Annotated in this window: 25 protein-coding genes and 1 pseudogene; 12 read left to right on the top strand and 14 right to left on the bottom strand. The window is 59.6% G+C overall.

Annotation, left to right across the window (positions count from 1 at the left end):
- Positions 1–73: 73 nt before the first annotated feature.
- Positions 74–985, top strand: coding sequence for a LysR family transcriptional regulator (locus ACMX25_RS20405; protein WP_414951883.1), 912 nt, complete (start codon positions 74–76; stop codon positions 983–985).
- Between the two features lie 294 nt (positions 986–1,279).
- Here the strand turns inward: ACMX25_RS20405 and ACMX25_RS20400 are convergent, their stop codons facing one another.
- Positions 1,280–1,540: a hypothetical protein gene (locus ACMX25_RS20400; RefSeq protein WP_414951882.1), complete on the bottom strand. Its 261-nt coding sequence runs from the start codon at positions 1,538–1,540 to the stop codon at positions 1,280–1,282.
- Positions 1,541–2,137: 597 nt separating this feature from the next.
- Here ACMX25_RS20400 and ACMX25_RS20395 point away from each other — a divergent pair.
- Both ACMX25_RS20395 and ACMX25_RS20390 read left to right on the top strand, forming a co-directional pair.
- Complete coding sequence (locus tag ACMX25_RS20395; RefSeq protein ID WP_414951881.1) at positions 2,138–2,452, top strand: hypothetical protein; 315 nt, start codon at positions 2,138–2,140, stop codon at positions 2,450–2,452.
- A gap of 198 nt (positions 2,453–2,650) precedes the next feature.
- Positions 2,651–3,004 (top strand): hypothetical protein, encoded by a 354-nt coding sequence (locus tag ACMX25_RS20390; RefSeq protein WP_414951880.1) that lies wholly within the window; start codon positions 2,651–2,653, stop codon positions 3,002–3,004.
- Positions 3,005–3,565: 561 nt separating this feature from the next.
- On the opposite strand, the gene ACMX25_RS20385 is transcribed toward ACMX25_RS20390, so the two are convergent.
- From ACMX25_RS20385 to ACMX25_RS20375, 3 genes are all read right to left on the bottom strand, one after another.
- Entirely contained in the window at positions 3,566–3,961 is a 396-nt protein-coding gene (locus ACMX25_RS20385; RefSeq protein ID WP_414951879.1) for a nuclear transport factor 2 family protein, read from the bottom strand.
- 49 nt (positions 3,962–4,010) lie between these two features.
- Positions 4,011–4,610 (bottom strand): NADPH-dependent F420 reductase, encoded by a 600-nt coding sequence (locus ACMX25_RS20380; RefSeq protein WP_414951878.1) that lies wholly within the window; start codon positions 4,608–4,610, stop codon positions 4,011–4,013.
- A 70-nt stretch (positions 4,611–4,680) separates the two neighbouring features.
- The gene (locus tag ACMX25_RS20375; RefSeq protein ID WP_414951877.1) at positions 4,681–5,415 is read right to left on the bottom strand and encodes an SDR family NAD(P)-dependent oxidoreductase; all 735 of its coding nucleotides are present in this window, start codon (positions 5,413–5,415) and stop codon (positions 4,681–4,683) included.
- A gap of 110 nt (positions 5,416–5,525) precedes the next feature.
- Between ACMX25_RS20375 and ACMX25_RS20370 the strand changes: the two genes are divergently transcribed.
- Positions 5,526–5,933, top strand: coding sequence for a winged helix-turn-helix transcriptional regulator (locus ACMX25_RS20370; RefSeq protein ID WP_414951876.1), 408 nt, complete (start codon positions 5,526–5,528; stop codon positions 5,931–5,933).
- 57 nt (positions 5,934–5,990) lie between these two features.
- On the opposite strand, the gene ACMX25_RS20365 is transcribed toward ACMX25_RS20370, so the two are convergent.
- The 3 genes and pseudogenes from ACMX25_RS20365 to ACMX25_RS20355 all read right to left on the bottom strand — a co-directional run bounded on the left by ACMX25_RS20365 (position 5,991) and on the right by ACMX25_RS20355 (position 8,405).
- Positions 5,991–6,611 carry an NADPH-dependent F420 reductase gene (locus tag ACMX25_RS20365; RefSeq protein ID WP_414951875.1) on the bottom strand — a complete coding sequence of 207 codons (621 nt, stop codon included), beginning with the start codon at positions 6,609–6,611 and terminating at the stop codon, positions 5,991–5,993.
- Positions 6,612–6,776: 165 nt separating this feature from the next.
- The gene (locus ACMX25_RS20360) at positions 6,777–7,718 is read right to left on the bottom strand and encodes an SDR family oxidoreductase (protein ID WP_414951874.1); all 942 of its coding nucleotides are present in this window, start codon (positions 7,716–7,718) and stop codon (positions 6,777–6,779) included.
- A gap of 52 nt (positions 7,719–7,770) precedes the next feature.
- Positions 7,771–8,405 (bottom strand): annotated as a pseudogene (locus tag ACMX25_RS20355) (NADPH-dependent F420 reductase).
- Positions 8,406–8,529: 124 nt separating this feature from the next.
- On the opposite strand from ACMX25_RS20355, the gene ACMX25_RS20350 reads away from it, so the two are divergent.
- From ACMX25_RS20350 to ACMX25_RS20340, 3 genes are all read left to right on the top strand, one after another.
- Positions 8,530–8,982 (top strand): winged helix-turn-helix transcriptional regulator, encoded by a 453-nt coding sequence (locus ACMX25_RS20350; RefSeq protein WP_414951873.1) that lies wholly within the window; start codon positions 8,530–8,532, stop codon positions 8,980–8,982.
- 84 nt (positions 8,983–9,066) lie between these two features.
- Positions 9,067–9,321: a hypothetical protein gene (locus tag ACMX25_RS20345; RefSeq protein WP_414951872.1), complete on the top strand. Its 255-nt coding sequence runs from the start codon at positions 9,067–9,069 to the stop codon at positions 9,319–9,321.
- 39 nt (positions 9,322–9,360) lie between these two features.
- A complete protein-coding gene (locus ACMX25_RS20340; RefSeq protein ID WP_414951871.1) occupies positions 9,361–9,771 on the top strand; it encodes a DUF2000 family protein in 411 nt (136 codons plus the stop codon).
- 110 nt (positions 9,772–9,881) lie between these two features.
- On the opposite strand, the gene ACMX25_RS20335 is transcribed toward ACMX25_RS20340, so the two are convergent.
- From ACMX25_RS20335 to hpnD, 4 genes are all read right to left on the bottom strand, one after another.
- Entirely contained in the window at positions 9,882–10,535 is a 654-nt protein-coding gene (locus ACMX25_RS20335) for a phosphorylase (protein WP_414951968.1), read from the bottom strand.
- Positions 10,536–10,624: 89 nt separating this feature from the next.
- Entirely contained in the window at positions 10,625–12,604 is a 1,980-nt protein-coding gene (gene shc / locus ACMX25_RS20330) for a squalene--hopene cyclase (protein WP_414951870.1), read from the bottom strand.
- Positions 12,604–13,887: a hydroxysqualene dehydroxylase HpnE gene (hpnE, locus tag ACMX25_RS20325; protein ID WP_414951869.1), complete on the bottom strand. Its 1,284-nt coding sequence runs from the start codon at positions 13,885–13,887 to the stop codon at positions 12,604–12,606. The genes shc and hpnE overlap by 1 nt, the downstream gene beginning before the upstream one ends.
- The gene (hpnD, locus tag ACMX25_RS20320; protein ID WP_414951868.1) at positions 13,887–14,735 is read right to left on the bottom strand and encodes a presqualene diphosphate synthase HpnD; all 849 of its coding nucleotides are present in this window, start codon (positions 14,733–14,735) and stop codon (positions 13,887–13,889) included. Before hpnD ends, hpnE begins: the two co-directional genes overlap by 1 nt.
- A 120-nt stretch (positions 14,736–14,855) precedes the next feature.
- Between hpnD and ACMX25_RS20315 the strand changes: the two genes are divergently transcribed.
- The 3 genes from ACMX25_RS20315 to ACMX25_RS20305 all read left to right on the top strand — a co-directional run bounded on the left by ACMX25_RS20315 (position 14,856) and on the right by ACMX25_RS20305 (position 19,029).
- Positions 14,856–15,179, top strand: coding sequence for a hypothetical protein (locus tag ACMX25_RS20315; protein ID WP_414951867.1), 324 nt, complete (start codon positions 14,856–14,858; stop codon positions 15,177–15,179).
- Between the two features lie 164 nt (positions 15,180–15,343).
- A complete protein-coding gene (locus ACMX25_RS20310; protein ID WP_414951866.1) occupies positions 15,344–17,605 on the top strand; it encodes a hybrid sensor histidine kinase/response regulator in 2,262 nt (753 codons plus the stop codon).
- Between the two features lie 194 nt (positions 17,606–17,799).
- Positions 17,800–19,029 (top strand): hypothetical protein, encoded by a 1,230-nt coding sequence (locus tag ACMX25_RS20305; RefSeq protein WP_414951865.1) that lies wholly within the window; start codon positions 17,800–17,802, stop codon positions 19,027–19,029.
- A 78-nt stretch (positions 19,030–19,107) separates the two neighbouring features.
- Here ACMX25_RS20305 and ACMX25_RS20300 read toward each other — a convergent pair whose 3' ends face one another.
- Positions 19,108–19,662: an NADPH-dependent FMN reductase gene (locus tag ACMX25_RS20300; protein ID WP_414951864.1), complete on the bottom strand. Its 555-nt coding sequence runs from the start codon at positions 19,660–19,662 to the stop codon at positions 19,108–19,110.
- A gap of 815 nt (positions 19,663–20,477) precedes the next feature.
- On the opposite strand from ACMX25_RS20300, the gene ACMX25_RS20295 reads away from it, so the two are divergent.
- Positions 20,478–20,765 carry a DUF4148 domain-containing protein gene (locus ACMX25_RS20295; RefSeq protein WP_414951863.1) on the top strand — a complete coding sequence of 96 codons (288 nt, stop codon included), beginning with the start codon at positions 20,478–20,480 and terminating at the stop codon, positions 20,763–20,765.
- Positions 20,766–20,932: 167 nt separating this feature from the next.
- On the opposite strand, the gene ACMX25_RS20290 is transcribed toward ACMX25_RS20295, so the two are convergent.
- Positions 20,933–21,886 (bottom strand): AEC family transporter, encoded by a 954-nt coding sequence (locus tag ACMX25_RS20290; RefSeq protein ID WP_414951967.1) that lies wholly within the window; start codon positions 21,884–21,886, stop codon positions 20,933–20,935.
- A 675-nt stretch (positions 21,887–22,561) separates the two neighbouring features.
- Here ACMX25_RS20290 and ACMX25_RS20285 point away from each other — a divergent pair.
- Positions 22,562–23,128: a lipocalin family protein gene (locus tag ACMX25_RS20285; RefSeq protein ID WP_414951862.1), complete on the top strand. Its 567-nt coding sequence runs from the start codon at positions 22,562–22,564 to the stop codon at positions 23,126–23,128.
- Positions 23,129–23,552: 424 nt separating this feature from the next.
- Here ACMX25_RS20285 and ACMX25_RS20280 read toward each other — a convergent pair whose 3' ends face one another.
- A complete protein-coding gene (locus ACMX25_RS20280; RefSeq protein WP_414951861.1) occupies positions 23,553–23,753 on the bottom strand; it encodes a hypothetical protein in 201 nt (66 codons plus the stop codon).
- Positions 23,754–24,233 lie beyond the last annotated feature (480 nt).

Here is a 24,233-nt window from a genome sequence, read left to right as displayed (position 1 = left end):
GAAGTTTAATTGATGCATTTCCCGATACAGTTTCTATTCAGGCAATCCAGACTTAACTTCCAGGAACTAATCGATGGACGGTTTTTCGGACCTCAACCTGTTCACGCTGGTCGCGCGGCATCGCAACCTGGCGGCGGCTGCGCGCGATCTCGGCGTGACGCCGCCTTCCATTAGCAAGCGTCTCGCGCAACTCGAACGGCGGCTCGGCGTGCGGCTCTTAAACCGCACCACGCGGCGCGTCAGCCTTACGCCTGAAGGCGAGTTGTATCTCGCGAACGGCTCGCGCATCCTCGATGAACTCGCCGAATTGGAACAACTCGTCACAAAAAGCCGAGCGGAGCCGACGGGGTTGCTGCGCGTGAACGCGTCATTTGGATTTGGGCGCAGCCGGATTGCGCCGGCGGTGTCCAGCTTCATCGAGCGATATCCGGCGATCAAGATCCAGCTTCACCTGTCCGACCGGCCGGTGAATTTGCAGGAGGAAGGGTTCGACCTGGGCATCCGTTTCGGCGATGTCCCCGATGCGCGCATCAACGCGCGTTTGCTGCTCAAGAACCGGCGGATTGTGTGTGCATCGCCGGAATATGTAGGGAAATGCGGGCAGCCCGCTATGCCGCACGACCTGACGCGGCATGCGTGCCTCGTGCTGCGCGAGAACGAATCGGCGTATGGCGCATGGCATTTCACGCGCGGTAAAAAGATGGAGACCGTCAAGGTCGATGGGCCGCTCAGCAGCAATGACGGGACGGCGGTGCTGCAATGGGCGCTGGATGGACGCGGCATTGCCGTGCGCTCGCAATGGGAGACGGAGGCGCTGGTGCGCGATGGGAGGCTGATGGTGCTGCTGAACGACTGGGCGCTGCCGAACGCGGATATCCACGCGGTCTATTTGGAGCGGCACCAGTTGTCCGCGAAGTTGCGGACGTTCGTGGAGTTCCTGGGGGATGAGTTACGCGCTGGGGCCGGCCAGACAAGCGTTGCTTGATAGATTGAGCGGCCGAGCACGCATATCGCAATACAGGGACGCGACAAAGCACGTGGCTGACCGACATAAGGCATTCACCGGTCTTTCATCGCGGGCAGTGTTTTATTCGATGCGGTTATTTACTTAGCAAAAAAATGCAGCGTTTAATTAATTGAATCGATGTGAATGTTTGTATCGTTAATGAGCAAATGCCCATAATTAACGCGCCCGCGTTTTCGGCGGGCGTGTTTTATCGATACCTATACGGTTTGTTTCGGAACGCTTTTCTTTGTCTTTCGGTTTGGAAAGCCGGATTTATGCGGCCTGATCGAAAGAGTGATGCATGAGTCGTTGCTGCTGCTGTGGCGCATGACGACGTTCGTCGATTTCCGCCATGCCATATGCAAGGGCAAACTTGCGGGCATCGACGGGGCACGGGAAATGTCCGAGCACGCCAGTAGCGCGCTGAAGGCCATCGACTTCCCTCACGATAAGCATGGCTGCATACAAGCCATCGTCATACGCGGCCAGCGGAATCAAGACGACGTTCTCGTAAGCGATCTCAGCGTATTGCATGACTGATTCCCCCCAAGTTGACGACTCACTACTCTCTCAGCGCACCAGTTGGTCTGGCACGACATTGTGTTTAGGCATTATCAATAAACAAAAAACAAGAATCAACCGGATTTGCCCTATTCAGGGTTTATACGTGGAATTAGCCGGCTGTTATGTGGCAAATACTTCATTTATGCCGTATGCGGCATGGGTGAACGGATGCTTATACAGACAGAATATGTCAATTTAATGAGTAGCGTGGGATAACGCATGGATGCACAGTTGTTGTGCGGTTGATGCTATTGATGGCGAAGGGGTGATTAAGGTTTTACCGTTATTGCGTTTGAAACGGATGGACGGTTTTTTTGGCCGGTGGCCGGTTGGATATGTATTGGCGAGACCAGGCGTCTGTTGGAAATTCCGGTTCTCGCTGCATCGATGGCACGCATCGGGCGGGAGATCCTGCAGCGCCTTTTTACCTTCGCGTATTCTTGCATTTAGGTTTGCTTGGGCGGATGTGACGACGTTTCGAGGTGCCTTGGTCTCGATGTCAGGCACGTGATATGCCCGCAATCCTTACACTGACAGCAATGTCCTAACGATCTATGGGGGGAGCTTGTGAAACTCGATCCGACTGCATGGTTTCCGTTGAGCGATTACTCACCAGTGCGCGACGGATGGTACGAGGTACAACTTGCGAGCGGCGAAACGGCATTCGCGAAGTTTGGTACGGACGGATGGACCGAAAAACCGATGCTCGTCTTCACTCACTGGCGCGGCCTTTCTGGCGATCCGAGTAAGGTCGACGGCGCGGAGAGTATCGAAGCCGAAGTGACGGCGGCGGAAGGGGTTAGAGCCGTTTGGGATACGTTCTTCCCCGGGTCAGGAGCGGAGCAGCATAAGCCGTTGGACGCGGGGCATGGGAAGGAGTAGCGGTTTGGTGATTTTTTGGTAGGGATGGATAGGCTGGCGAGTGGGTGGCTCGCCAGTTTTTTGTTTTTGGGAATTGGTCGTTGGGGAGGTTTCGCGGCGTGCTCCTCGATGTTGGGTCCGCATGTTCAAGAGATGCCGCTTCCCGTTGTGTGACAATCAAAGTTCTTGACCCACCCAACTACGGCACGGCGGAACAACATGAACCCGAACAAGAAAGTGACGTATCTGGTCAGCATATTTATCGGTACTCCGACACAACAGCACGCACAGATCAAAGACATCGCGGCACAAGTGTCAGGCGACGACTACGAGTTCCTGCACCTGCATCAAATGGGCGCGTTTCTGGTGCTGAACACGGATCGCAGCGCCAAGGAATTGGCTGGGTCGTTTTCGCGTGCGACGGCGGCTGATGATCGAGTGTTCATCTGCGAAATGGGACAGGACTGGCACACGCAAGGGTTGAACAAAGCGATGTTCTGGTTGCAGAACCATCAGGCGACGAAGAACCAAACGCCAGCGATGAAGAAAGGGAATCCGTTTGGGGATGCCTGACAAGGACTTACCGTCGAACGACAACTCTTCGGCCTTATGCGATGCTTTCCATAGCGCCTATTAATCGCCTGCCGTTTCGTGCCTATGATTAGCAGGTCGCCGACCGTTAGCGAATTCGCCCCAGGCTTCACGAATGGAGGCTTCGGGGAACTCAGTTGAACTGACGCCATCGGCCCACATCGGCCAGTTCCGGTCAGTCGACCGGCGAAGGAGTCGGACATTCGACGGTCCGCTGCACGCAGCGAAGCGACGTTGAGTCCATGATTTTGTTCGTCAGGTCAATTGCTGCTATCGATCCCTTGGCGCTCGCCTGGCGGACGACAGTTGCTAGTCGCGCGAGGACGTTAGCTTGACCGTATCAAGGTGGCCAATAAGGGCATCAATGAAAGCGCGGACCTTTCATGACATGCTGCGGTGGGTCGGATACAGCGCGTAAAGCTCGATGGGTTCGCGTCTCAATGAGGTAAGTACCCGCACTAACATGCCTGCCTGCGACTTCCACATACTCAGTTCGACCCAACGGATTGACTAATGTTGTTAGATTCATCGCCAGCTTCAGCCTTAAGTTTCGAAGGCCCGCGCCAGTGCAAGCGTGTCGATGTACTCCCGGATGTTCGTCACTTTGCCATTTCGAACGGTAATGGCGAAGACCCAATGGTCGTCGAACGTCCTGTTCGTGGCTTTGACTCTGCCCGTGGCGAAGCCAACGACTAGAACCCGGTCGCCTTGCGCTACGAATTCGGGAGGCTCTGGGTATGACGTTTCCACCATTTCCGAGGCCTTCTGAAGCAAGCCCGCCAACCCGGCGTGTCCGTGGTGCGTGCCGGCCAGCGGCCACTCACCCGGAATGATCCACTCAATGTCTTCGGCAGAAATCGCCACCAGACCTTGCTCATCGCCGCAGCCCATTGCTGCAAAAAAATCCTTCACAATCTGGACATTCTCTTGCGTGCTCATCGAAATCTCTCCATTGCAGGATCGCATCGAAATTTGTGATTACGATTCTTCAGTCGAACTTGACCAAGTCCTTAAAGATCAGTTGACCCCAGCTATTGCCGCGCGCCTGCACAAGCAGTCCACCTTCCGAAAGCCCGCCAAGTTTGATCGGCGAGAAACCGAGATTTTCCGCAAGCGCACCAATCTCCGCTGCGGCGCCGTCATCGTCGCTCGCCAGGAACACGACTCTCCTGCCACCCTGTACGGCCGGATCCTGGCCAAGGACGGCAGCGCCCAAATGGTTGAAGCCCCTAACCAGTCTTGCACCAGTGAAGGCCTGCGCGACGACCTTGGAAGAAGGCTGTCCTCCCAGTTCCTCAGGAGACACGCCGTAGGCATTGGTCACATCGATGATGGTCTTGCCTTGCCAGGTCGGCAGCGCCTTCGCGACATCCCGGTGCGACTCGTAACGGACAGCCAAAAAGACGATGTCCGCCCCGACGGCATCCGCTAGTTTTTTGGGGATAATCGTGGGTCCGATCGTGGCCGCGGCGGATGCAAAGCTTTCCGGGTCGCGCGTGGTTGCAACGGATACTTCGATGCCCTTGCGGGCAAACGCCTTGGCCAGGGCCTGGCCGATCTTGCCGAAGCCGATAATTGCGTAGCTCATAGATTTTCCTTCAGTTTACCGAGCCCTACGGCGCTCCGAATAATCGAATGGAGCGCTTTAGGACGTAGCGTCAGAGTTGCGCCAGGCCGCCGTCGACGGCGACTTCGCTGGCAGTCATGAAGCTGCTGTCCGACGACGCGAGAAAGGCAGCCGCTGCCGCGATCTCTGCCGGATCGGCCATGCGCTGGAGCGGAGTCATCGCGGCGTAGACCTTCTGGCCCTCCTCGCCGAGCGCTTCCTTCGCGAGTTCGGTCGCAGTCGCCCCGGGCGAAAGCACGTTTACGCGGATGCCGGTGCCCTTCAGGTCCTCCGCCCAGGTCCGCGCGAGGTTGCGCACTGCCGCCTTGCTCGCGCTGTAGGCGCTCATTCCCGGCGCGCCCGTGGTGCCGGCGCTCGATCCGGTCAGGATGATCGAACCGCCCTCGCTCATCAGTGGCAGCGCCTTCTGGACCGTGAAGATCGTACCCTTCACATTGGTGTCGAAGTGTTCGTCAATGTGCTCGGCGGTGATCTTGCCGAGCGCAGCCTGGCTTCCCGCCCCGGCATTGGCGAAGACGATGTCGAGGGTTCCGCGCTCGGCCTTCACCGCCGCGTAGAGTCGGTCGAGGTCGGCCTCATTCGAGACAGAGCCCTTCACAGCGCGAGCATTGGGCCCGAGCTCGGCCACAGCGGCGTCGAGCGATTCCTGCCGGCGGCCGAAGATGAAGACGAGGGCACCCTCCTCGATGAAGCGCTTTGCTGCGGCGCGGCCGATGCCGGTAGCGCCACCGGTGATCACAGCGGTCTTTCCATTCAGTCTGGTCATGTCGTGCATCCTTCCTTGGAGTAGTACGGAAGCAGGAACTGCTTGCTTGAGACAAGTATGCAGTTCTGATAACCTAAGGACAAGTATGCACCTTTTGGTAACCATGAAAAATGACTGACTGTACTCAAAATCAAAACTGCGGTGGCCGCTACTCCTACGGGCTCGCCGCCACGCTCAGCATCATCTCGGGCAAGTGGAAGCCGCTGATCCTGTACTTCCTGCTCGACGGCCCGAAGCGCTACGGCGAGCTCAAGCGCAACGTCCATGGCGTCAGCGCCAAGGTGCTGATCCAGCAATTGAAGGAACTGGAGGCCGATCACGTACTGGCGCGGACCGACTACAAGGAGGTGCCGCCGCGCGTGGACTACGCGCTGACCCCGCTCGGCCGCAGTCTCGCCGACAAGATTGTCCCGCTGTGCACCTGGGGAACCGAGAACATGGCAGAAATGGTGAACATGCTCGCCGAGCGCGACCGCTTGCTTTTGCCGGATACGCAAGAACCGCTGAGAACGACGTGAGAGACATTGTTCCCAGCGGTGTTGTGGACCTGTCGATGAAGACGCGGCGTCGGTGATTCAGCCGATCTCGACGTTCAAGGCGATATCCCAGGTGCCGGCGCCGTTTTTGGCCAGGCCGATCATCATCAGACCGAGCGCCTCGAGCGTCGAGGCCATGTGCAGGCCACCGACATCCAACGGACGCAGTCCGAGACTCTCGATGAAGGTCGAGACGCGCGCCTTGGCCTCCGGATCGTCGGCCGCGATAAACGCGTCGAGACGTCCACCCTTAGCAAGTACGTGGCCAAAGACGGTGTTGAACGCCTTTACGACGTGAGCGGTGGCGGGAAGACTCTTGGCGATCTCCTGCGCGCCGGAACTGCCGTGCGGGGTGACGAGGCCGGAAAGGTCGGGGGAGACCGGGTTGGTGATGTCGATGATCACCTTGCCGTCGAGCGCGTCCCCGAACTCGGTCACCACTGCTGCCGCACTGCCGTACGGCACGGCGAGGATGACGACGTCGCCCGCCGGCGCGGCGGCGTAAGTCCCCATGGTCGCTCCCGCTGAGAGCTTATCGGCCAGCGCCCGCGCTTTGGCTGGGTCGCGGCTCAGGACCTCGACGGTATGTCCTGCCTTGGCGATACGGCCGGCGACCGCCGTGGCCATGCCACCTGTGCCGATGATGCTAATAGTGCTCATGTCAGATATCCCTCTGAGTTGGGGTATGCCCGTAATCTGTACGAGGCTTTCGCCCATAATGTTTTCCGTGTGCGCCGAGCCACTTGCGTCACCCTCCACCACTCCGGGAGGATAGTGTCTTGGTCGGGCTCGGCGCGATGCGGGAGTCCCTGCCGTCCGCTTAGCTCAGCTGGCAGGGAAGTAGTGGCCATTGTCCATATCAGCAAACAGGCCGGGCTGCGTTGGGGTCCAGCCGAGCGTCTGGCGCGTGATGGCATTCGACGCCGGGGTATCCAGCGTGACCAGATTCGCAAGGAACCCGAAATACCCCGGCAGCATCAGCACGTCCGCGGGAATGGGCACAGCGGGCAGCTTCAGGCGACTGCCGATGGCCTCGGCGATCTCGCGGTACGGAATGCTCTCGTCTGCAACCGCGTGCCAGCTTCTGCCGGCGGCGCCCTTCTCAAGCGCCAGGCGGAACACGGTTGCGAGGTCGCGGGTGTGCACGGCGGCCCACCTGTTCGCACCGTCTCCAGGGTAACCGACGACACCCTTTTCCTTCGCCAGCCCGATCAGCAGCGGAAGGAAGCCGGCATTATCAGTCGTGCTGTGCATGATTTCAGGAATCCGAACGACCGAAGATCGCACGCCTTTTTCGGCGAGGCCGATTACGGTGGTTTCCACGATGTTACGAACCCGCAAGGTGTTCTTGTATGGATCGCCGCCGGGAAGAGGCGGATCCTCCTCGGTGGCCGGCCGACCCAGGTTTTCCCAGCCGGGCGAGCCGATGCTTCCCGATGAGACCAGCGGCTTTCCGGTTCCGGCCAGCGCCTCGCCATATGCGAGCATGATCTGAAGCTCCGCATCGGCCACGGCGTTGATTCCGCCGACCGGAATCAGGTCTTGCCGGTGTGCGACATGGATGACACCGTCGGAGGCGGCGGCCGCTTCTTTAAGACCGTCAAGATCCTCGAGGCTACCGACACGCGCCTTCGCACCGAGTGCGGACACCGCAGCCGCCGCCTTGTCTGAACGAGCCAGGGCGGTGACCTCATGGCCGGCGGCGATGAGGTCGGAGATGATGTACGGACCGGAATGGCCGGTCCCGCCAGTGACGAAAACGTGCATGTGAATGTTCCTTATGAGTAATGTGATGCGGGAAGCGGTGGTGCCGGTGCACTCAGCCGAGAAGGCTGACGCCGATTGAGAAGTTGGCGTGCTTGACGGAGTGGGTGAGGAGGCCCAGCGACAGCAGGCAGGCGTGCTCCAGCGTCCTCGCCATGGGCAGCGGCCCGGTATCCATAGGGCGTAGTCCGAGGCTCTCGATGAACGCCGAGACGCGAGCCTTCGCCTGCGCGTCGTCCCCGGCGATGAACACGTCCAATGGGTGGCCCTCGGCGGGACCGGCAGCCAGGACGTGGGAGAACTGGGTGTTGAACGCCTTGACAACTATCGCATCGGCAAGGGCGGCCTTGGTGATCTCCTTCGCGCCGAACTGTCTCCAGGGGTCACGAAGCTCGTGTGGTCGGAGGCGACCGGATTGGTGATGTCGACAAGAACCTTGCCTGCCAGCTCTTCGCCGTACTGCTTCACCACGTCAAGAACGGCGGAGTAGGGAACCGCCAGGATGACAATGTCTCCGGCCGGGGCGGCGCCGATCGTTCCTGTCGTCGCGCCGGCGCCGATCTGCTCTGCGAGCGCCCGCGCCTTGACGGCGTCGCGACTCATCACCTCGACGGTGTGTCCGGCCTTGGCGGCAAGGCCGCCGATCGCTGCGGCAATGCCGCCTGTGCCGATGATGCTGATAGTGCTCATGCAGTCTCCTGGTGAGTTGGGTGCTGCTCGTACTTCCAAACAACCATGTTAGATAGATTGCTTGCAAAAAACAAGTAAAAATGGAAATTTACTTGCAACATGCAAGCGATGCTAATATCTAGACATGAAGATGACATCTAAAGAAGACATTCGGTCCCATTGCGCAGTGAACTACGGCGTGGAGGTCTTCGGCGACCGATGGTCGCTCTTGATCATTCGCGACATCGTTTTTGTTGGGAAGAAGACGTATGGCGAGTTCCTGAAATCGGAAGAGGGAATCGCGACCAATGTGCTTGCTTCCCGCCTTGCCTTTCTTGAGGGGCAAGGAATTCTCTCGAAGGCGCCCAGCGCCGAAGACAGACGCAAGGACTTCTACTCGCTGACCGAGAAGGGCCTGGATCTCATCCCCGTCGTGCTTAACATAGTCCTTTGGAGCGCGAAGTACGATTCGAAGTCGTACGTGCGGCGCAGCAAAGAGTTCGCGGCTCGATTGCGTCAAAACCCGATGCAGGTGAGCGAAGAGGTGAAGGCGCTGGTCCGCAATGGCGGATGTATGTTTCCTGAGAGCAAGGAATGAGTAAGACGGCAAGCGCGCCCTGTTACGTCGCACGAACGATATGCACACGTCATCGGCTACGTGGTGCAGCGAATAGCGGGGCCGATGTCCGAAACGGTACTGGAAGCCGCCATTAATGTTTCACCAATCCCAGCGGCGGTTCAGGGTCGAGAAGACTCATTCAATTTTCGTGTCAGCGGACATTCGTGGCAGCGCAACCGCGAGGTATTCCGAACGGCCGCCACCATCTTGCGGCTGAATGCCATTCTGTCAAATCGCTTGCTGATGGTTTTGCATCGTCAGTTTCTCGAAGCGCCTTCGTTTCTGACACGCTATCTCCCCACCCGTCAATCACTTTGATTACCATCTCAAAGTCACCACCGCTCAAAGCCCCCACCCATGGAATTCGATACCAAAGTAGCCATCATCATCCTCGACGATCTCGCCGTCTGGCAGAAACTCAACGTAACCGCGTTCCTCGCAACCGGCATCGCGGGTGCGGCCCCTGACGCAATGGGCGAACCCTACATCGACGCCGCAGGCCGAACCCACGCCCGCCTCCTCGGCCAACCAATAATGATCTACCAATCCGACACCCCCGGCCTCCTCCGCGCCTTCCGCCAAGCAATCGAACGAGAACTCACCCGCGCCGTCTACGTGCGCGCGATGTTTTCCACTGGCCACGATGAAGCCAATCGGGAAGTGTTTCTAAAGGAGCCGGCAGATGCGCCCGATCTAGTCGGACTGGCCGTAAGAGGCCCGAAGAAAGCAGTCGATAAAGCCATCAAAGGCTTATCACTGCATGGATGATTGAAACAAGATTAAAACGGACATCGGAACGAAATCGAAACGCAGTCGCACGCCACACACCGACCGTCATTCCCACTCAGCCGCGCAACGGCCAAGCCAAAACCAAAACCCTAAACCGCCAACGCCCCCGCCCCCCCCATCGCGTGCCGCGCCTGGACCAACGAAGTCTTCGCCGCCCGCGCATCCCCCGCGACCTTCAACAGCGCCCCAAGTTGCGAGGGCTCCTTCAACAACTCGCGCAATATCGGCAGAACTGTCGTAGTCCCATCATCCCGTAACCCCGCCGTCGCAGCACTCGGCAAACTCCGCCAAGCTGGATCAACAATCGCGCGACACACCGCAAACGGCAATCCGCGCGCCGTGGCAATCGCCCCGGCAATATGCGATTCCATATCGACAGCCAACGCCCCAGTAGCCCGATAAAGCGAGCTCTTCTGCTGCTCGCCGGTCAAAGGCGCAGCCACACCGGCCATCGTCCCGCGCACCGCCCGCGCCTCCAGCGGCGTCCCGGCAAAAGCCGCGAACAGCCTTGCAGACCATTCAGGATCGGTATCGAGCACACCAAACGGCCCGGACACCGAGCTAGCGATGATCACCGTCCCCGGCTCCAACTCCGGCGACAACCCACCGGCCGTCCCGAAGCTGATAATCCCGGAACAGCCTCGTGCCAACGCTTCGCTTAACGCGCGCTCGAGCAAATCCGACCGCGCCGCAAACACCGCCTCCACTCCCGGCCCGCGAGCGATACGCGCTTCAAACGCCATCCCCGTCACAGCAATCACGGGCAAACGCGCATCGCCTGAACCGAAGCCTGAACCAGAACCCGCGCCAGAAGCGAAGCCGGGGCGCGAACTCACATGCCCGCCGTCACGCGCGACGTACCGTCGCGCATCATGTTCCTGTACCTTGCCAGCGCCCAAAGCGGGAAGAACTTTCTATACCCGTGGTATCGCAGATAAAACACTCTCGGGAATCCCGTCGCGGTGAATCGCGTCTCGTCCCACAAGCCATGTTCGCGCTGCTCTGCCTGCAAATACTGCACGCCCTTCGCCACCGCCGGATGATCGACAAACCCCGCCGCCATCAACCCCAACAATGCCCACGATGTCTGCGATGCCGTGCTCGGCGCCGCTTCATATCCGCGATAGTCGAGCTTGTAACTCTCCCCGCCCTCGCCCCATCCGCCATCGGCGTTCTGAATGCTGATGAGCCAATCCGCGGCGCGCTGAATGCGGCTATCGGCAGGCGGCAATCCAGCTGCGTTCAACGCGCACAACGCGGTCCACGTGCCGTAGATATAGTTCAGTCCCCATCGCCCATACCAGCTTCCATCGCGTTCCTGACCGCGCAAAATGTAGTCGAGCGAGCGCTTCGCCGGCTCGCTCGTCGCGGGCATTTCGCCCAACTGCGCGAGCATCGAAAGACATCGGCCGGACACATCGACCGTCGGCGGATCGAGCAACGCGCCGTGATCGGAGAAAGGAATGTTGTTGAGGTAATACTGCGTGTTCTCAGGCTCGAACGCGCCCCACCCGCCGTCGCTGCTCTGCATGCCGACGACCCATTCCCGCCCGCGCGAAATCGCTTCGCCGTACAACGCCGTGCCGTATTCACGATCGGCACGTTCCATCGCCATCGCTACAACGGCGGTATCGTCGACGTCCGGATAATGCGGATTCGCGAACTGGAACGCCCAGCCACCAGGCCGGATATTCGGCCGGCGCGAGATCCAGTCGCCACGTACATCGAGAATCTGCAGCGGCACGAGCCAATCCAAACCACGCGAAACGGCAGCGCGCGCCTGGGGCGTACCGGCTTCGAGCAACGCATGCGCGACGAGCGACGTGTCCCATATCGGCGATAAACACGGCTGACAATAGGCCTCGCCGTTCGGCGCTTCGTCGATGATCAAAAGCTTCTCAATCGACTTGCGCGCTATCGCCCGGTTCGGATGATCTTCCGGATAACCGAGCACGTCGTACATCATCACGGAGTTGGCCATCGCGGGGAAAATCGCGCCGAGGCCATCTTCGCCATTCAAGCGTTCATCGACGAAACGCACCGCCGCTTCTATCGCCCGTTGCCGCGTGTGGCGCGGGAACAGCGGATCAGCGACGCGCAGCACGGCATCGACGCAACGGAACAACACGAACCAGCCCTGATGCTGATGCGGCGCGCGCGCGGCCATGCCGGCGTTCACGGGGGCATCGAAGAACAGTTCATCGATGCGCACGCCCTTCGGATTGCGCGCCTTAGGCCGCTTTGCGTTGAGCACGAGCAGCGGCACGATCACGGTCCGCGCCCAGTACGACACCTTCGACAAATGGAACGGGAACCACTCGGGCAACAGCGTGATTTCCACGGGCATCATGGGCACCGCGCGCCACGACACCACGCCGAACAGCGCGAGCAAAATGCGCGTGAACACATTCGATTTTTCCGCGCCGCCGGCCGCGATAATCGCGCGGCGCGCCCGTTGCATATGTTCGGCTTCGGGCAAATCGCCGATCATCTTCAGCGCGAAATACGCCTTTACCGTGGCGCTGACGTCCATGGCGCCATCGGTGAAAAGCGGCCAGCCGCCATCGGCGCGCTGGATCCGGCGCAAGTACCGCGCGATCTTCGCTTCGAGCTCAGGCTTCGGCGTCTCGCCAAGGTAATGCACGAGCAGCACGTACTCGGCGGGAATGGTGGCGTCGGCTTCGAGTTCGTAGAGCCAGTAGCCGTCGGGATGTTGGTCGGCAAGAATGGCATCGGCAGCGCGCGCCACCGACGCTTCCAGCGCCGCCGCCGTCACCGGCTGGATACCGGGCGGCTGGACAGGTTCGTTCATCAGCGTTGCACCGAGAAATCAATGGAAGGATTCATAAGCAGGTCCGCGGCCTTCTGGCCGGAGCGGATCGAGCCTTCAATGGTGGCGGGCAGCCCGTTGGCCGTCCAGTCGCCGGCCAGCATCAGATTGGACCAGCGCGTACGCGTGCCCGGCCGGAGGTTCTCCTGGCTCGGCGTAGCCGCAAAGGTCGCACGCTTTTCCGCGACGATCTGCCATGTCGGCATGCGCTCGACGGGCAAGCGCGCCGCCTTCGCGACCTCTTGCCAGATGCCCTGCGCCAGCGTCTCGCGCGGGGTATCGAGGAGACGATCCGCGCCGCTGATGGTCACCGAAAGACGTCCATCGAACGCAAACAGCCATTCGGAGGTGCCGTTCAGCAAACCGGTCATCGGCTCGAAGGCCAGCGGCGGATCAATCGCGAAATGCGCATTGACGATAGCGCGAAATTCGTTCGGCACGGTCAAGCCCGGCACGAGTTGTTGCGCGACATTCGGCGGCACGGCAAGCACCACGCCGTCATGAATACCGACGTCCACGCGGCCATCGTCGAAATCAAGCGATGCAACACGCGTCTTCGAATCCGTGCCGGCGAAGCCGATCTCACGCACCCGCGACCCCAGCTTGATCTCCGCGCCGCCATATTGCAGCAGCCGCAACGCGGGATCAACGAACGCATGGCCCAGGCCATTGCGCGCGACCAGCGGACGGCACGCCTGACCACCCAGCAGCAGCGATTCCTTCAACACGTTGCCGGCGAGCACCGCGCTGCCTTCACGCGGATCCACATTCAACACAGCCAGGAATAGCGGGCTGATCAGCGCGTCCCACAAGCGCCCGTTCGTGCGCATGGTTTGCTGCATCGTGCGGCCGGGTTTGGCGAATAACAGCGGCAACAGCGACAGATAATCCGCGGGCATCGTGCCCGGAACACGCGCGGCGGAATCGAAGATCCAGCCCGGCACGCGCCCCGCCGACAACTTCACCGTCCAGCGCGCGCCGCTGCGCAAATCCATGAACGGAAACTCAGGCTGGGCCGGACCAACGAGCTCGTCGGCCGCGCCGATCGCCTTGGCATAGGCGAGCGTGGCGTGGTTGCCCGACAGCACCAGATGGTTGCCGTTATCGATGGTGGCGTTGAGCTTGATATCGAAGTAGGAACGGCAGCGGCCGCCCGCGTGCGGCGCGGCTTCGTGCAGCATCACGCGCGCGCCACGACGCTGCAACTGGACTGCGGCGGCGAGTCCCGACAACCCGGCGCCAATCACATGAACGAGACGCGACATCAGAAAATATGTCGCGCGACGATCCACAGCAGCCGCGAACGCGGCGTGCGGACGTGGTTGCGCGGGAGATCGAAACCACGCTTCAAATTCGCTTCAAGCACGCACCGGTACGCGCCCGACATGATGCGCGGCGCCCGCACCTGAGCACGCGGCGCGGTCGCCATGATGGCGTCGGATTGCGCGTAGTGGCTGCGCGCACGATCCGCAAGCGTCAGGCAGACGCGCGGCAAGCGGGCATCGTTGATGATGGACGTAATGTCGGTCGTGGAAATACCTTCGCGGGACAGCAGTTCTCGCGGCAGATAAACACGCCCAATACCGGCGTCTTCATCGATGTCGCGAAGAATGTTCGTGAGTTGCAGCGCACGGCCGAGGTGGTGCGCGAGACGCCGTCCAGCATCTTCGTGCATCCCGAATATCCTCACCGATAACCGCCCCACCGCGCTCGCCACGCGGTCGCAATAGAGGTCGAGGGTGGCTTCATCGGGCGCGACGATATCTTCGGCCGCATCCATGGCCATGCCGTCGATCACGGCGATAAAGTCATCGCGGGAAAGGTGGAACGCTTCAATGTGTTGCGTCAACGCGGCCAGCGACCGGCGCGGCTTGCCGGCGTAGCAATCGTCAATGTCGGTACGCCATTGTTCGAGCGCGGCAGCGCGTTCGGCGCGCGGCAACGTGCCGTCGGCGATATCGTCCACCGCCCGGCAGAACGCGTAGACCTGATACATGGCGTCGCGCTGCGGAGCCGGCAGGATGCGCATGGCGAGATAGAACGAACTACCCGACGTTACCTTGGCAACGTCGGGAGCAGGATCATCGTCGGCGATAAGATTGGAAACGGCCAAGACGGACTCCGCTGTGGCGCCCCCAAGGGCAGCAAGTGTTAGATCGGGCGCCGGGAAAATCCGGCTTCATGGAGCATGCTGTAAAGCTAGCTGTAATGCTGGATGCAAGCCCGGCATGGCTTGGACACCCGCTTCAGGCGGCGTGCAAGCCATGCCGGAAGCGGCGAAAAGTATATCAAGTTTGTGAACTGTTGCCCTAAGGCCGCCCGCCGGGTGCTTTCAAAGCGCTTGGTAACCCACCTTCCACTGATCAAAATCTTCGTACAAATCAACGGTTTGCTCTTTGCATACGATCGGCGTCCACGCGATATCCATTGCCAACTTTACGCGATTCGCCGCTTTTTACCTCCCGCTCTCTTGCTCCAGAAAAAATTATCTTCACTCAATCCCGGCGCTTTACACGTCGATACGATCGGTTCGGCAAAACATCGATTCATCGGTTGAATGAACTCCAAAGGCACGATTTATGCACGGGGTCTCTTTCCCGAGCGCTGGCGGCAAACTAACAAGCGGCTAAAGTGCGCGGAATTCCGCGTGCCGCATTCGCTGCCTTCATCGTTGTATAAAGATGCCACGCTCAGCCATTCACATCGGGACGACGAGTCATCATGACGCCGCAACGCGAGGAACCGGGCGCTGACCATTGGCAGGACGAGCCGCCGTTTCCCGTGGTGCCGGAGCGTAACTTTGCCGCCCAGCGCATGACCCTCCTGGTCCTGCTGATCGCCGCCATCGTCCTGCCCTGCCTCTACGTCGCGGCCATGGCGTGGAGCGACCTCAAATCGCGCGAGGCCGATGCCGCCGAAGTGGTCGACCGCAACGCGCACGTGGCCGAAGAGCACGCGCTCAAAGTCTTCGACATGAACGAGACGCTCAATGCCCGCGTGATCGATTTGATCGAAGGCGTGGACGACGACACCTTGCGCGGCGAAGAACTCGATATTCACAACAAACTCGTTGCAATGGGCGGCGGTTATCCGCAAGTGGCGTCGGTGAGCATTATTGGCGCCGATGGCCGTTTGATTGCCACGAGCCGCATTTACCCCGTGCCGGATGTATCGATCGAAAACCGCGACGACTTCATCGGCATCCGCGACCACAAGATGTTCGAAAACGTCTCCCGCGTGATGATCGGCAAGGTGGCCGGGGAAACCGTGTTCAATACGGCCGTGCCGCGCAAGAACGCGGACGGCAGCTTCGCCGGCATTGTGACCGTTGCGCTACGTCCGGGTTACTTCGGCGCGTTCTATCGCGAATTGCTGGGCGAACATTCCACCGTATCGCTTGGCCTCACGCGCGCGGACGGCGCCGTGCTCGCGTGGTACCCGACCCGGCCGCCCAACCGCATGGACCTTGCCGCCAGTTCGCCATTGCGCGAGGCCTATGCCAAGGAAGAGCACAACGGCGTTGTGCGAATGCGCTCAGGGCTCGACAATGAAATGAAGATCGTGGCGTTTCGGAAGGTGGGGACTTATCCGGTGTATGTATCGAGCGGATATCCCGTCTCAACCATCTGGGCCGCGTGGTATCGGCGTGTCAGCGTGTTGATGTTGTCCTTGTTCGCGCCGTGCGTGGTGTTGTGGGGCGTGATCTGGCTGTCGCTGCGCCGCCTCGCCCACGAAGAAGAAGCCTGGGAGCGCTGGCAGGCGGAGGCGTCCATGCGCCGGTCGATTGAATCGGCTTACCGGCAGGCGCGCAAGATGGAAGCGCTGGGTAATCTGGTGGGCAGTGTTGCGCATGACTTCAACAACCTGCTGATGATCCTCTCGACCAACGTGCAGATTGTCCGGCGACGCGGCGCTACGGGACTGGATCGCGAGTTGTCGGCCATGGAACGCGCGCTCAAAAGCGGCCAGTCGCTGACGCGCCAGTTGCTGGGCGTTGCCCGCAAGCAGCCGCTGCGCAATGAGAACATCGCGATCGGCAAGTGGCTGCCGGCTTGCCGGGAATTGCTGAAGGCGTCGCTGGGGGCAAAAGTCGCGCTGAATCTGGAAACGAGTGGCGACGTGTGGCCGGTTCGCGTCGATGCAGCAGAACTCGAGCTTGCGCTGATCAACGTGGCGGTGAACGCCCGCGATGCCATGCCGAGCGGCGGCACGTTCTCGGTGCGCGCCGACAACGTGCGCTTTCGTCACGAGGACGGATTTCCGATCATCGGCGAATTCGTGCAGTTGACGCTGGAGGATACGGGCGCGGGCATGAGTCCCGATGTCCTCGGCCGCGCGTTCGAACCGCTGTTCACCACCAAGTCCAAAGGCATGGGCACCGGGCTTGGCCTGCCGCAAGTGTTCGCGTTCTGCGAGCGCGCGGGCGGCGTGGCGACCATTGATAGCGCGGTCGGCGCGGGCACGTCGGTGCGGCTCTATTTGCCGCGCGCGAGTGCAGCCGTGGCGGAATCGCCCGAAACGCATCACGACGCCGCCACGGCCAGCGAATCGCACGGGCTGCGCGTGCTGCTCGTGGAAGATAACGAAGAGGTGGCGGCCGGCACCGAGGCGTTGTTATCCATGATGAATCATGACGTCACGCATATCTTCAACGCGGACGGCGCGATCGCCGTGCTGGAAGCGGCCCGTCGCGACGCCGCCAATGGCGGTGTGCTGCCGTTCGATGTCGTGCTCTCCGATATCCACATGCCGGGCAAACTGAACGGCATCGACCTGGCCGAGATCCTGCAAAGCTGGACGCCGCGCGTGCCGGTGATCCTGGTGACGGGGTATGCCGAAGAACTGGACCGGGCGCGTGAGGTGGATGCGCGCGTCTTGTCCAAACCGTTCGATATCGCCCTGCTCGATTCCCTCCTCCAGGCCATTCGCGAAAAACTGAGCGCGCACGCCGACAACCGCGAACACGGCGAAGCGCAGCACTGAACCGCGCGCCTTTTCCACATCGTTTGTAAAAACAGCTGCGCGCCGGCCGGCTTGGGGCGGGATCGCGTCAGGCTGTGGAGCGCATCGCGGCGCATACGCCCGCGACCCGGCACGCGAGTTGCGTGGCTCAAATAGAAGTGCGGCGAATCTCCCTGACGCGTCGCAACTCAATCCAGGCCACCCAGGAGGCAGCCATGCGACACACAGTTATTGGTATCTTCGATACCTACGACCAGGCCGAAGTCGCGCGCAGCGCACTTGTCGCGTCGGGTTTTGCACGTTCCGACATCGAACTCCAGGCCGCACCCGAACCTTCCTCGCCCGATGACCCCGCGCTGGCGCCCGGCGTGGGCCAGCCGCCCGAAACCGGCGGCGTGCTGGCGAATATCGAACGCTTCTTCTCGATGCTGTTTGGCGGCCGCGATCAACCGCCTGAAGTGGCGCATTACTCCGAAGCCGTGCGGCGCGGGGCGGTGCTGGTGGCTGTCGATACGGCAACTGAGGACCGCGCGGACGCTGCGCGCCAGACGCTGGCTGAGCAAGGTGCTATCGATATAGACGAGCGCGCGGCCAGCTGGGGCACGCTGAATCACACACGCACGGCAAGCTCGGCGGCCGTTGAAGCCGACGATCGCGATCACTCGCTGCTGGACGAACTTGGTCTTGGCTCGGGCAGCGCTGTGCCGGGACGTGCTCCGGTGAATCCGCCGGTCGATCCGCTCGACCCCGTTCGCGCCGATGCAAACCGGGATGCATATCGAGCGCGCGCTTATCCGCATGTTGACCGTGACGATCCGGCTGTGCAGCCGCTCGACCCGATCAGCCCGGTCGGCCGCGATGCAGTTGCCAGCGATCCATTGACGGGCACGAGCACGAACACGGGCACGAGCGGCGCGGTCTGGCCGGACACAAGGGAAGCGGCTCTGCGGGCGGCAGGCGCGGAAGACCCGTTGACGGGAACGACGTCAGCACAAGGCTGGCGCGCCGTCGATCCGCTTGATCCGCTCGATGAAACCGAGACATCGGCACGAGTGGGCGGCACGGGTTCCATGAGCGCGACGGGCGCACCGGTTCCGGGTACGTTGAGTCAAACCGGCGACTCGGCGCTCGGAGCCCATGCGGGTCCGCGTACCACGATGCCCGATGAATACATAGAGTACGAAGACGAGTTCCGCAGCGACTACGAGGCGAAGTACGCGGCGAGCGGTGCGAGCTATTCAGAGTACGAGGAGGCGTATCGATACGGCGTCTCAGCAGCCAGCAACGAGCGTTATACGCGCCGCAACTGGGATGACACGATGGAAACCGAGTTGCGCCAGGACTGGGAAGGCCGTAGCTCGGGCGGTCATGACACATGGGAACGTTTCAAGCTTGCGGTGCGTCATGGCTGGGAACGGGTGACGGGGCATCAGCACCATCTGTAAGAATTTGTTCTTAACGACGCGTTGAAACGCCAACGGCCCGCTAAAGCGGGCCGTTGGCGTTTTGCTCTTTTTGCGGGCTTAGGCCTTCGCCATACGCTGCACCCACGCGACGTATTTATCGACGAAATTCTGCAGGAACTTGCGCGTGTCTTCGCTCACGATCGTGCCGCTGGCATCGATGCGGCTTGCATCGTGTTTGACGAACATTTCCGGATGACCCATGAGCGGCACATCAAGGTAAGCAAGCACATTGCGCAGATGCGCCTGCGCGAGCGCCGTGCCGGTCGCGCCCGGCGACGTGCCCAGCACCGCGCCGGGCTTGTTGCCCCACACGCTGTGCCCCCACGGACGCGAACCCCAGTCCAGCGCGTTTTTCAGCACGCCGGGAATCGACCGGTTGTATTCCGCCGTCACGAACAGCAGCCCATTCGCCGCCGCGATCTTTTCCTTGAAGGTGCGCGCAACCTCGGGAAAGTCGCTGTCGTAGTCCTGGCTATAGAGCGGCAGGCTCGCGATATCCAGGAACTCGAACGAAAAATCCGGCGGCGCCAGCGACGTAACCGCGTGCGCAAGCTGCTTGTTGAACGAATCTCGGCGAATGCTGCCAACAACAACCGCAATCTTGTAGGTCATGGCTTGTCCCGGTGTTTGATTGATGCGGATCCCGAACGGAATCCGCGAATGTGCCCTGTATGTTCCTCGTATATGGCTGCAACAGCCAGCACATCATAGGCGTTCGGTCGAGCCCGAGGCTATCGGGAATGGGTCGGATTGCTGTCGCGAACGACGCGGGAGAACGGACGTTTCGTATGACGTTTCGCCTCGAATTGGGCGTTTCGATCGATACCCGATGACAAGCCCGCTGCAAGCCATTTTTGAGATGATTTCCACAAAGTTGTCCACAGAAACTGTGGACAACTTTGTAGTTGTTTAATAATTCGCACTAAACCGCCAAAGCGGTTGGCGGGATACAACTAAAGGACACCGCTAAACCGGCCAACGCGACGTTATTGGCCGAAAAACACGTTGCATTGCGACGGCGGGCCTTGGCATGTCGACGACTGCGGATTGGCATCGGCCGAGGCGTTGGCAGCGCCGGTCATAGCGAACAAAGCGATAGCGGCGAAGACGGAAAGCATGCGTTTCATGGGATATCTCAGTAATTTGACGACGATCGCAACTGATCGGTAAACCGAGAATATCGATTAAGCGGACGCAGACAAATGGCGGTGTCAGGAATTAATCCTTACCGAAAACGCAATGAATGAAGGGCGGCGGGGCGAGACAGGGAACGGTCATCCCGGCGCGCAGAAACGGAACTTCACATTCATGCGCGATAGACAACAATATGTTTTCTCAATCGACATTGGTTATCGATAGTTATGTGAATAGACTGCTTCACATCGATGGCGTGAAACGCGCCGTCTCCAAACAGTGAAGGGTTCATCATGAAACGCGCGCTTATTGGAAGTTTGTTTGTCGCCGTGCTGGTCTCATCGGCACCGGTTTTTGCACAATCCACCGACGTCGCGCAGCAAAGCGCTTACGCATCCAGAACGCGAGCTGAAGTGAAAGCCGAATTGATCGCTGCGCAAAAGAGCGGGGAACTAGAAGCGCTGCACACGGAAAGTTATCCCCAGTTGCTGCCGTATCAAAGCGCGCGCTTTCAACGCGTCACATCGGGTACGGATACGACCGTGACAGAAGGGAACGGCACGCGCGTGAGCACGCAATAAGCGCGGTTGAGGAACGCGGCGGTTTCGATTGTTGAAGCCGCGTTATCCATCGAAAAAATGATCGCGCGGTTTTATGTTCAACCTGCGTTATATAAACCGCGTGAGTAACCGTAATGTTCAAGGTGTTGAACATTGCGCGCGCGACACGCGCTTGTAGATCTTCGCTATCAGCTCAACGCGGCAAGACACACCGTGACCGTGATCAGCGAGATCACCGTGGAAAACAGAATGGTGCGGGACGTCACCGCCGCTTCCCGCTTATAAAATTCCGCGAGCATGAATGGCCCCGTCCCCGTGGGCAACGCACTGAGAATGACGGCTGTCTTCGCCCACAACACCGGCAGTGCAAACACATGAAACGCCAGCCACCACGTGAGCAACGGTTGCGCAATGAGCTTGGCCACGACCAGCATGGTGGTCGTTCTAGCCGCGCCCCCTTTTGACTTCTCGCCAAGAAACAGCCCGAGTGCAACGAGTGCGCACGGGCTTGCCGCTGCACCCAGCAACTTGAGAAACGTGTCCGCACCGCCCGAGATCGTGAGCCCCGCTCCGCTGCATAACCAGCCCGCGAAAGGCGCGAACAACAACGGATTGGTCATTAGCGATCTGACCACCTTGCCAAGCGTGGCAACCAGGTTCTTCTCGGTCTGCAAACCCACTTCGATCAACACAATAGCCACGGCGAATAGCACGCATACCGTCATGATCGTCACGATCACCGCAGGCGCGAGGCTCGCGTGACCAAACGCGAGCATGCATAACGGCAAGCCGATAAACCCCGCATTGGGATACGCGGCGTTGAGACCATCGAGGCTGGCATCGGCGAGATGGCGTGATTGTTTCAATCGAATCAGCACGGTCAACACAAATATCCCGCCCGCACCCAAACCGAACACTGCGATGAACGCAGGCTGATCGAGCGTAGGCCATGGCGTGGTCGCCATGATGTCGAAGAGCAGCGCGGGCAGTGCCAGATAGACCACGAATCGATTCAGTTCAGACGATGCATTCGGTCCCAGCCGATTGGTCTTGCGACACGCATAACCTGCAAAGATCAACGCGAACACAGGAAGAATGATTTTGAGGAGCGGAGCGAAAAGCGACGAGACCAGCGACGACATGAGCAGCGGAGCGAAGTGAACGAGGTCAAGAGCATAGCGGCTCAATACGTTCGCCGCAGAGCGCACTCTATGAAGATCAGCGATGAAGTGAGCGGCAAGGTGAGCGATTTCGGGAGCCGCGCGAGGTGAGTTGCATGACTCGACAAAAACTCACGCTTGAGGCGAATTGCTAGTATCGCTAACTAGATTGAAGCGATAAGCCGGTTTCAGCAAGTGCTTGAGGTATGCCGCTGTGAGCCTTTATCTATAAGGCTTTCGCGGCTTATCATTGATGTCGCTTCGAGGCCTGCGCCATGATTTGCATGGGTGACACGAAGCAGGAACTCGACGTTCCGCTTGCGTACGCGTGAAGTGAGTGACGTCATAGGTGAGGTTATACGGGAGGGTGATCCTGCCATGTTGAGAACTCACATTAAGCACTGTGAGCAACGTTTGCAGCGCGCTGCATGCGCTACGTTAAAGCGTTCTCTATCAATGAGTTGCGACCCGTTGTTAAAACAGTTGATACGCGTGCGCGTGAACTTTAAGTGCTTCCTGCCAGTGCTTTTCGGTAGATTCATCGCGCCATAGGTGAGGTTATGCGGGACCGGAAACAACGGAATGAAGCTTGCTCATACAGCGACATGTATCAATTAAATGCTGCTTGAATGCCGCTTAATTACAACGAGGACCACCATGAAATTCAAACGATCCGTCACCATCGGCGCAACAGCTTTGCTGGTGATCGGCGGACTGGGTCTGCTGGCTGCCTACGCAATGGCCGGCGGCAACAAGAGCGGCAACGCGGAGGTGCCCGAGCCTGCGAAGCCAGTCGATCTCGATCGTTACCTCGGCCATTGGTTCGAATTTGCGCGCTACGAAAACCGCTTCGAACGCGGTTGCGAAGCGGTCACGGCGAACTATGCTAAGCGCGATGACGGGCTGCTTTCCATCGTTAATTCATGTCGGACTGGCGGCGTGAGCGGCGCGTTCAGGTCGTCCGAAGGAAAGGCGAAGATCGTGCCGGAATCGAACAACGCGAAGCTCAAAGTGTCGTTCTTCGGACCGTTCTATGTTGGCGATTACTGGGTGCTCGATCACGCCGATGACTACACGTGGTCCATCGTCGGCGAGCCGAGCGGCAAGTATCTTTGGATCCTGACGCGTGAAGCGAAACCTTCGGCCGAGCAACGTACGGCATTTGTTAATCGCGTACGCGCACTCGGCTACGACGTGACGCTGTTGCGAGAAACCTTGCATTGAGCGTCATTGGATAATCAAACACCTGTCAGGAAGCGGTCCTTATGCGCCCTTCGAGCCAGCCCGGCGGGGGCCCGCTTCATGTTTCGCCGGTCTTCGCGTCACAATACTTCGGCGGCAGCGGCGCCTTCCTGGCCGGCCTTTATGAGGACGTATTGGCAAAGCGACTCGATGCTGGATGATCTACGGGCTTCGTCTCGACGAACTGCTGCGTCGCGGCACGAGTGCGCTCGAGGCGCATGGCGCTGAGTCCCGCGTCGAACCGCGTCGGAGATTCAATATCCCTGCCGTGCGCATTTTCTCGGCTCGTCGTTTAAGCATGCCGGAATCGGACTCAAAGGGAAGATTTACTTAGGCCGTAACTTCATGAAACAGAAACCGGGAAATCGAACCACATGCCGTTACCCAGAATAAACCAGTAAGCCTTTCAATCCGGAACCGCTTCAAGTTGCTCGAGTCGACTGTTGATCCGCCGCATGCGCGATTGCTGCGCGGGCACAAGCGCATTGGATGCCACGAGATCAACACGGTTGCGCCAGTAAGACAAAGGAATGCGGTCGTCAGCGGAAATTCTTCCGATTACCCGCTCTAGATGAAGAATATCCGTTTCGATTTGCCGATGATTCATTCATTACTCCACGGTAGAAGTTATTTTTACTTTTTCTCAAACGAGTTCGACGCAGCGCGCGGAACAGATAACCGTTTCCGCTGTCACATGTTGGATGCTCTGATTCGCGAAATGTGCAACATGCGCAGCCAGATGGAAGCTAGCGCAGGCCCGGAAGGACTTCATGCAGAGTATCGAAACATACGCGGTGCTGTATATTCCGCAAATGCGGAACAGTAAAAATGCAATAAGCCGGCATCTGGGATCGGCAAATTATCCGCATGACAGGAGAAAATGGATGCTTCTTGAAAGCGACCCATACGACCACGCTGTCAACGCTATATACGAAACACTCTCGGAACCGCGCGCATGGCATGCCGCATGTGCCGCAATCGCCGGATTGATTGGCGCTCGCGCGGTCTGGATAACAGTCAGCAGTAACAACGAGAAGGAACCTGCTAATCCGCACTCTGAAAGTTTTGGAAATTTTTCAGATAAAGA

Source organism: Caballeronia eucalypticola (assembly GCF_047608185.1).
Lineage (GTDB): Bacteria > Pseudomonadota > Gammaproteobacteria > Burkholderiales > Burkholderiaceae > Caballeronia.
Note: the sequence above shows the minus strand (reverse complement) of the source record. Positions and strands in the feature narration are given on the sequence as shown.

Coding starts and splice junctions, on each gene's coding strand:
- ACMX25_RS20405 (WP_414951883.1), top strand. CDS start 74: ATGGACGGTTTTTCGGACCTCAACCTGTTCACGCTGGTCGCGCGGCAT.
- ACMX25_RS20400 (WP_414951882.1), bottom strand. CDS start 1,540: ATGCAATACGCTGAGATCGCTTACGAGAACGTCGTCTTGATTCCGCTG.
- ACMX25_RS20390 (WP_414951880.1), top strand. CDS start 2,651: ATGAACCCGAACAAGAAAGTGACGTATCTGGTCAGCATATTTATCGGT.
- ACMX25_RS20385 (WP_414951879.1), bottom strand. CDS start 3,961: ATGAGCACGCAAGAGAATGTCCAGATTGTGAAGGATTTTTTTGCAGCA.
- ACMX25_RS20380 (WP_414951878.1), bottom strand. CDS start 4,610: ATGAGCTACGCAATTATCGGCTTCGGCAAGATCGGCCAGGCCCTGGCC.
- ACMX25_RS20375 (WP_414951877.1), bottom strand. CDS start 5,415: ATGACCAGACTGAATGGAAAGACCGCTGTGATCACCGGTGGCGCTACC.
- ACMX25_RS20370 (WP_414951876.1), top strand. CDS start 5,526: ATGACTGACTGTACTCAAAATCAAAACTGCGGTGGCCGCTACTCCTAC.
- ACMX25_RS20365 (WP_414951875.1), bottom strand. CDS start 6,611: ATGAGCACTATTAGCATCATCGGCACAGGTGGCATGGCCACGGCGGTC.
- ACMX25_RS20360 (WP_414951874.1), bottom strand. CDS start 7,718: ATGCACGTTTTCGTCACTGGCGGGACCGGCCATTCCGGTCCGTACATC.
- ACMX25_RS20350 (WP_414951873.1), top strand. CDS start 8,530: ATGAAGATGACATCTAAAGAAGACATTCGGTCCCATTGCGCAGTGAAC.
- ACMX25_RS20345 (WP_414951872.1), top strand. CDS start 9,067: ATGTCCGAAACGGTACTGGAAGCCGCCATTAATGTTTCACCAATCCCA.
- ACMX25_RS20340 (WP_414951871.1), top strand. CDS start 9,361: ATGGAATTCGATACCAAAGTAGCCATCATCATCCTCGACGATCTCGCC.
- ACMX25_RS20335 (WP_414951968.1), bottom strand. CDS start 10,535: ATGGCGTTTGAAGCGCGTATCGCTCGCGGGCCGGGAGTGGAGGCGGTG.
- shc (WP_414951870.1), bottom strand. CDS start 12,604: ATGAACGAACCTGTCCAGCCGCCCGGTATCCAGCCGGTGACGGCGGCG.
- hpnE (WP_414951869.1), bottom strand. CDS start 13,887: ATGTCGCGTCTCGTTCATGTGATTGGCGCCGGGTTGTCGGGACTCGCC.
- ACMX25_RS20310 (WP_414951866.1), top strand. CDS start 15,344: ATGACGCCGCAACGCGAGGAACCGGGCGCTGACCATTGGCAGGACGAG.
- ACMX25_RS20305 (WP_414951865.1), top strand. CDS start 17,800: ATGCGACACACAGTTATTGGTATCTTCGATACCTACGACCAGGCCGAA.
- ACMX25_RS20300 (WP_414951864.1), bottom strand. CDS start 19,662: ATGACCTACAAGATTGCGGTTGTTGTTGGCAGCATTCGCCGAGATTCG.
- ACMX25_RS20295 (WP_414951863.1), top strand. CDS start 20,478: ATGAAACGCGCGCTTATTGGAAGTTTGTTTGTCGCCGTGCTGGTCTCA.
- ACMX25_RS20290 (WP_414951967.1), bottom strand. CDS start 21,886: ATGTCGTCGCTGGTCTCGTCGCTTTTCGCTCCGCTCCTCAAAATCATT.
- ACMX25_RS20285 (WP_414951862.1), top strand. CDS start 22,562: ATGAAATTCAAACGATCCGTCACCATCGGCGCAACAGCTTTGCTGGTG.
- ACMX25_RS20280 (WP_414951861.1), bottom strand. CDS start 23,753: ATGAATCATCGGCAAATCGAAACGGATATTCTTCATCTAGAGCGGGTA.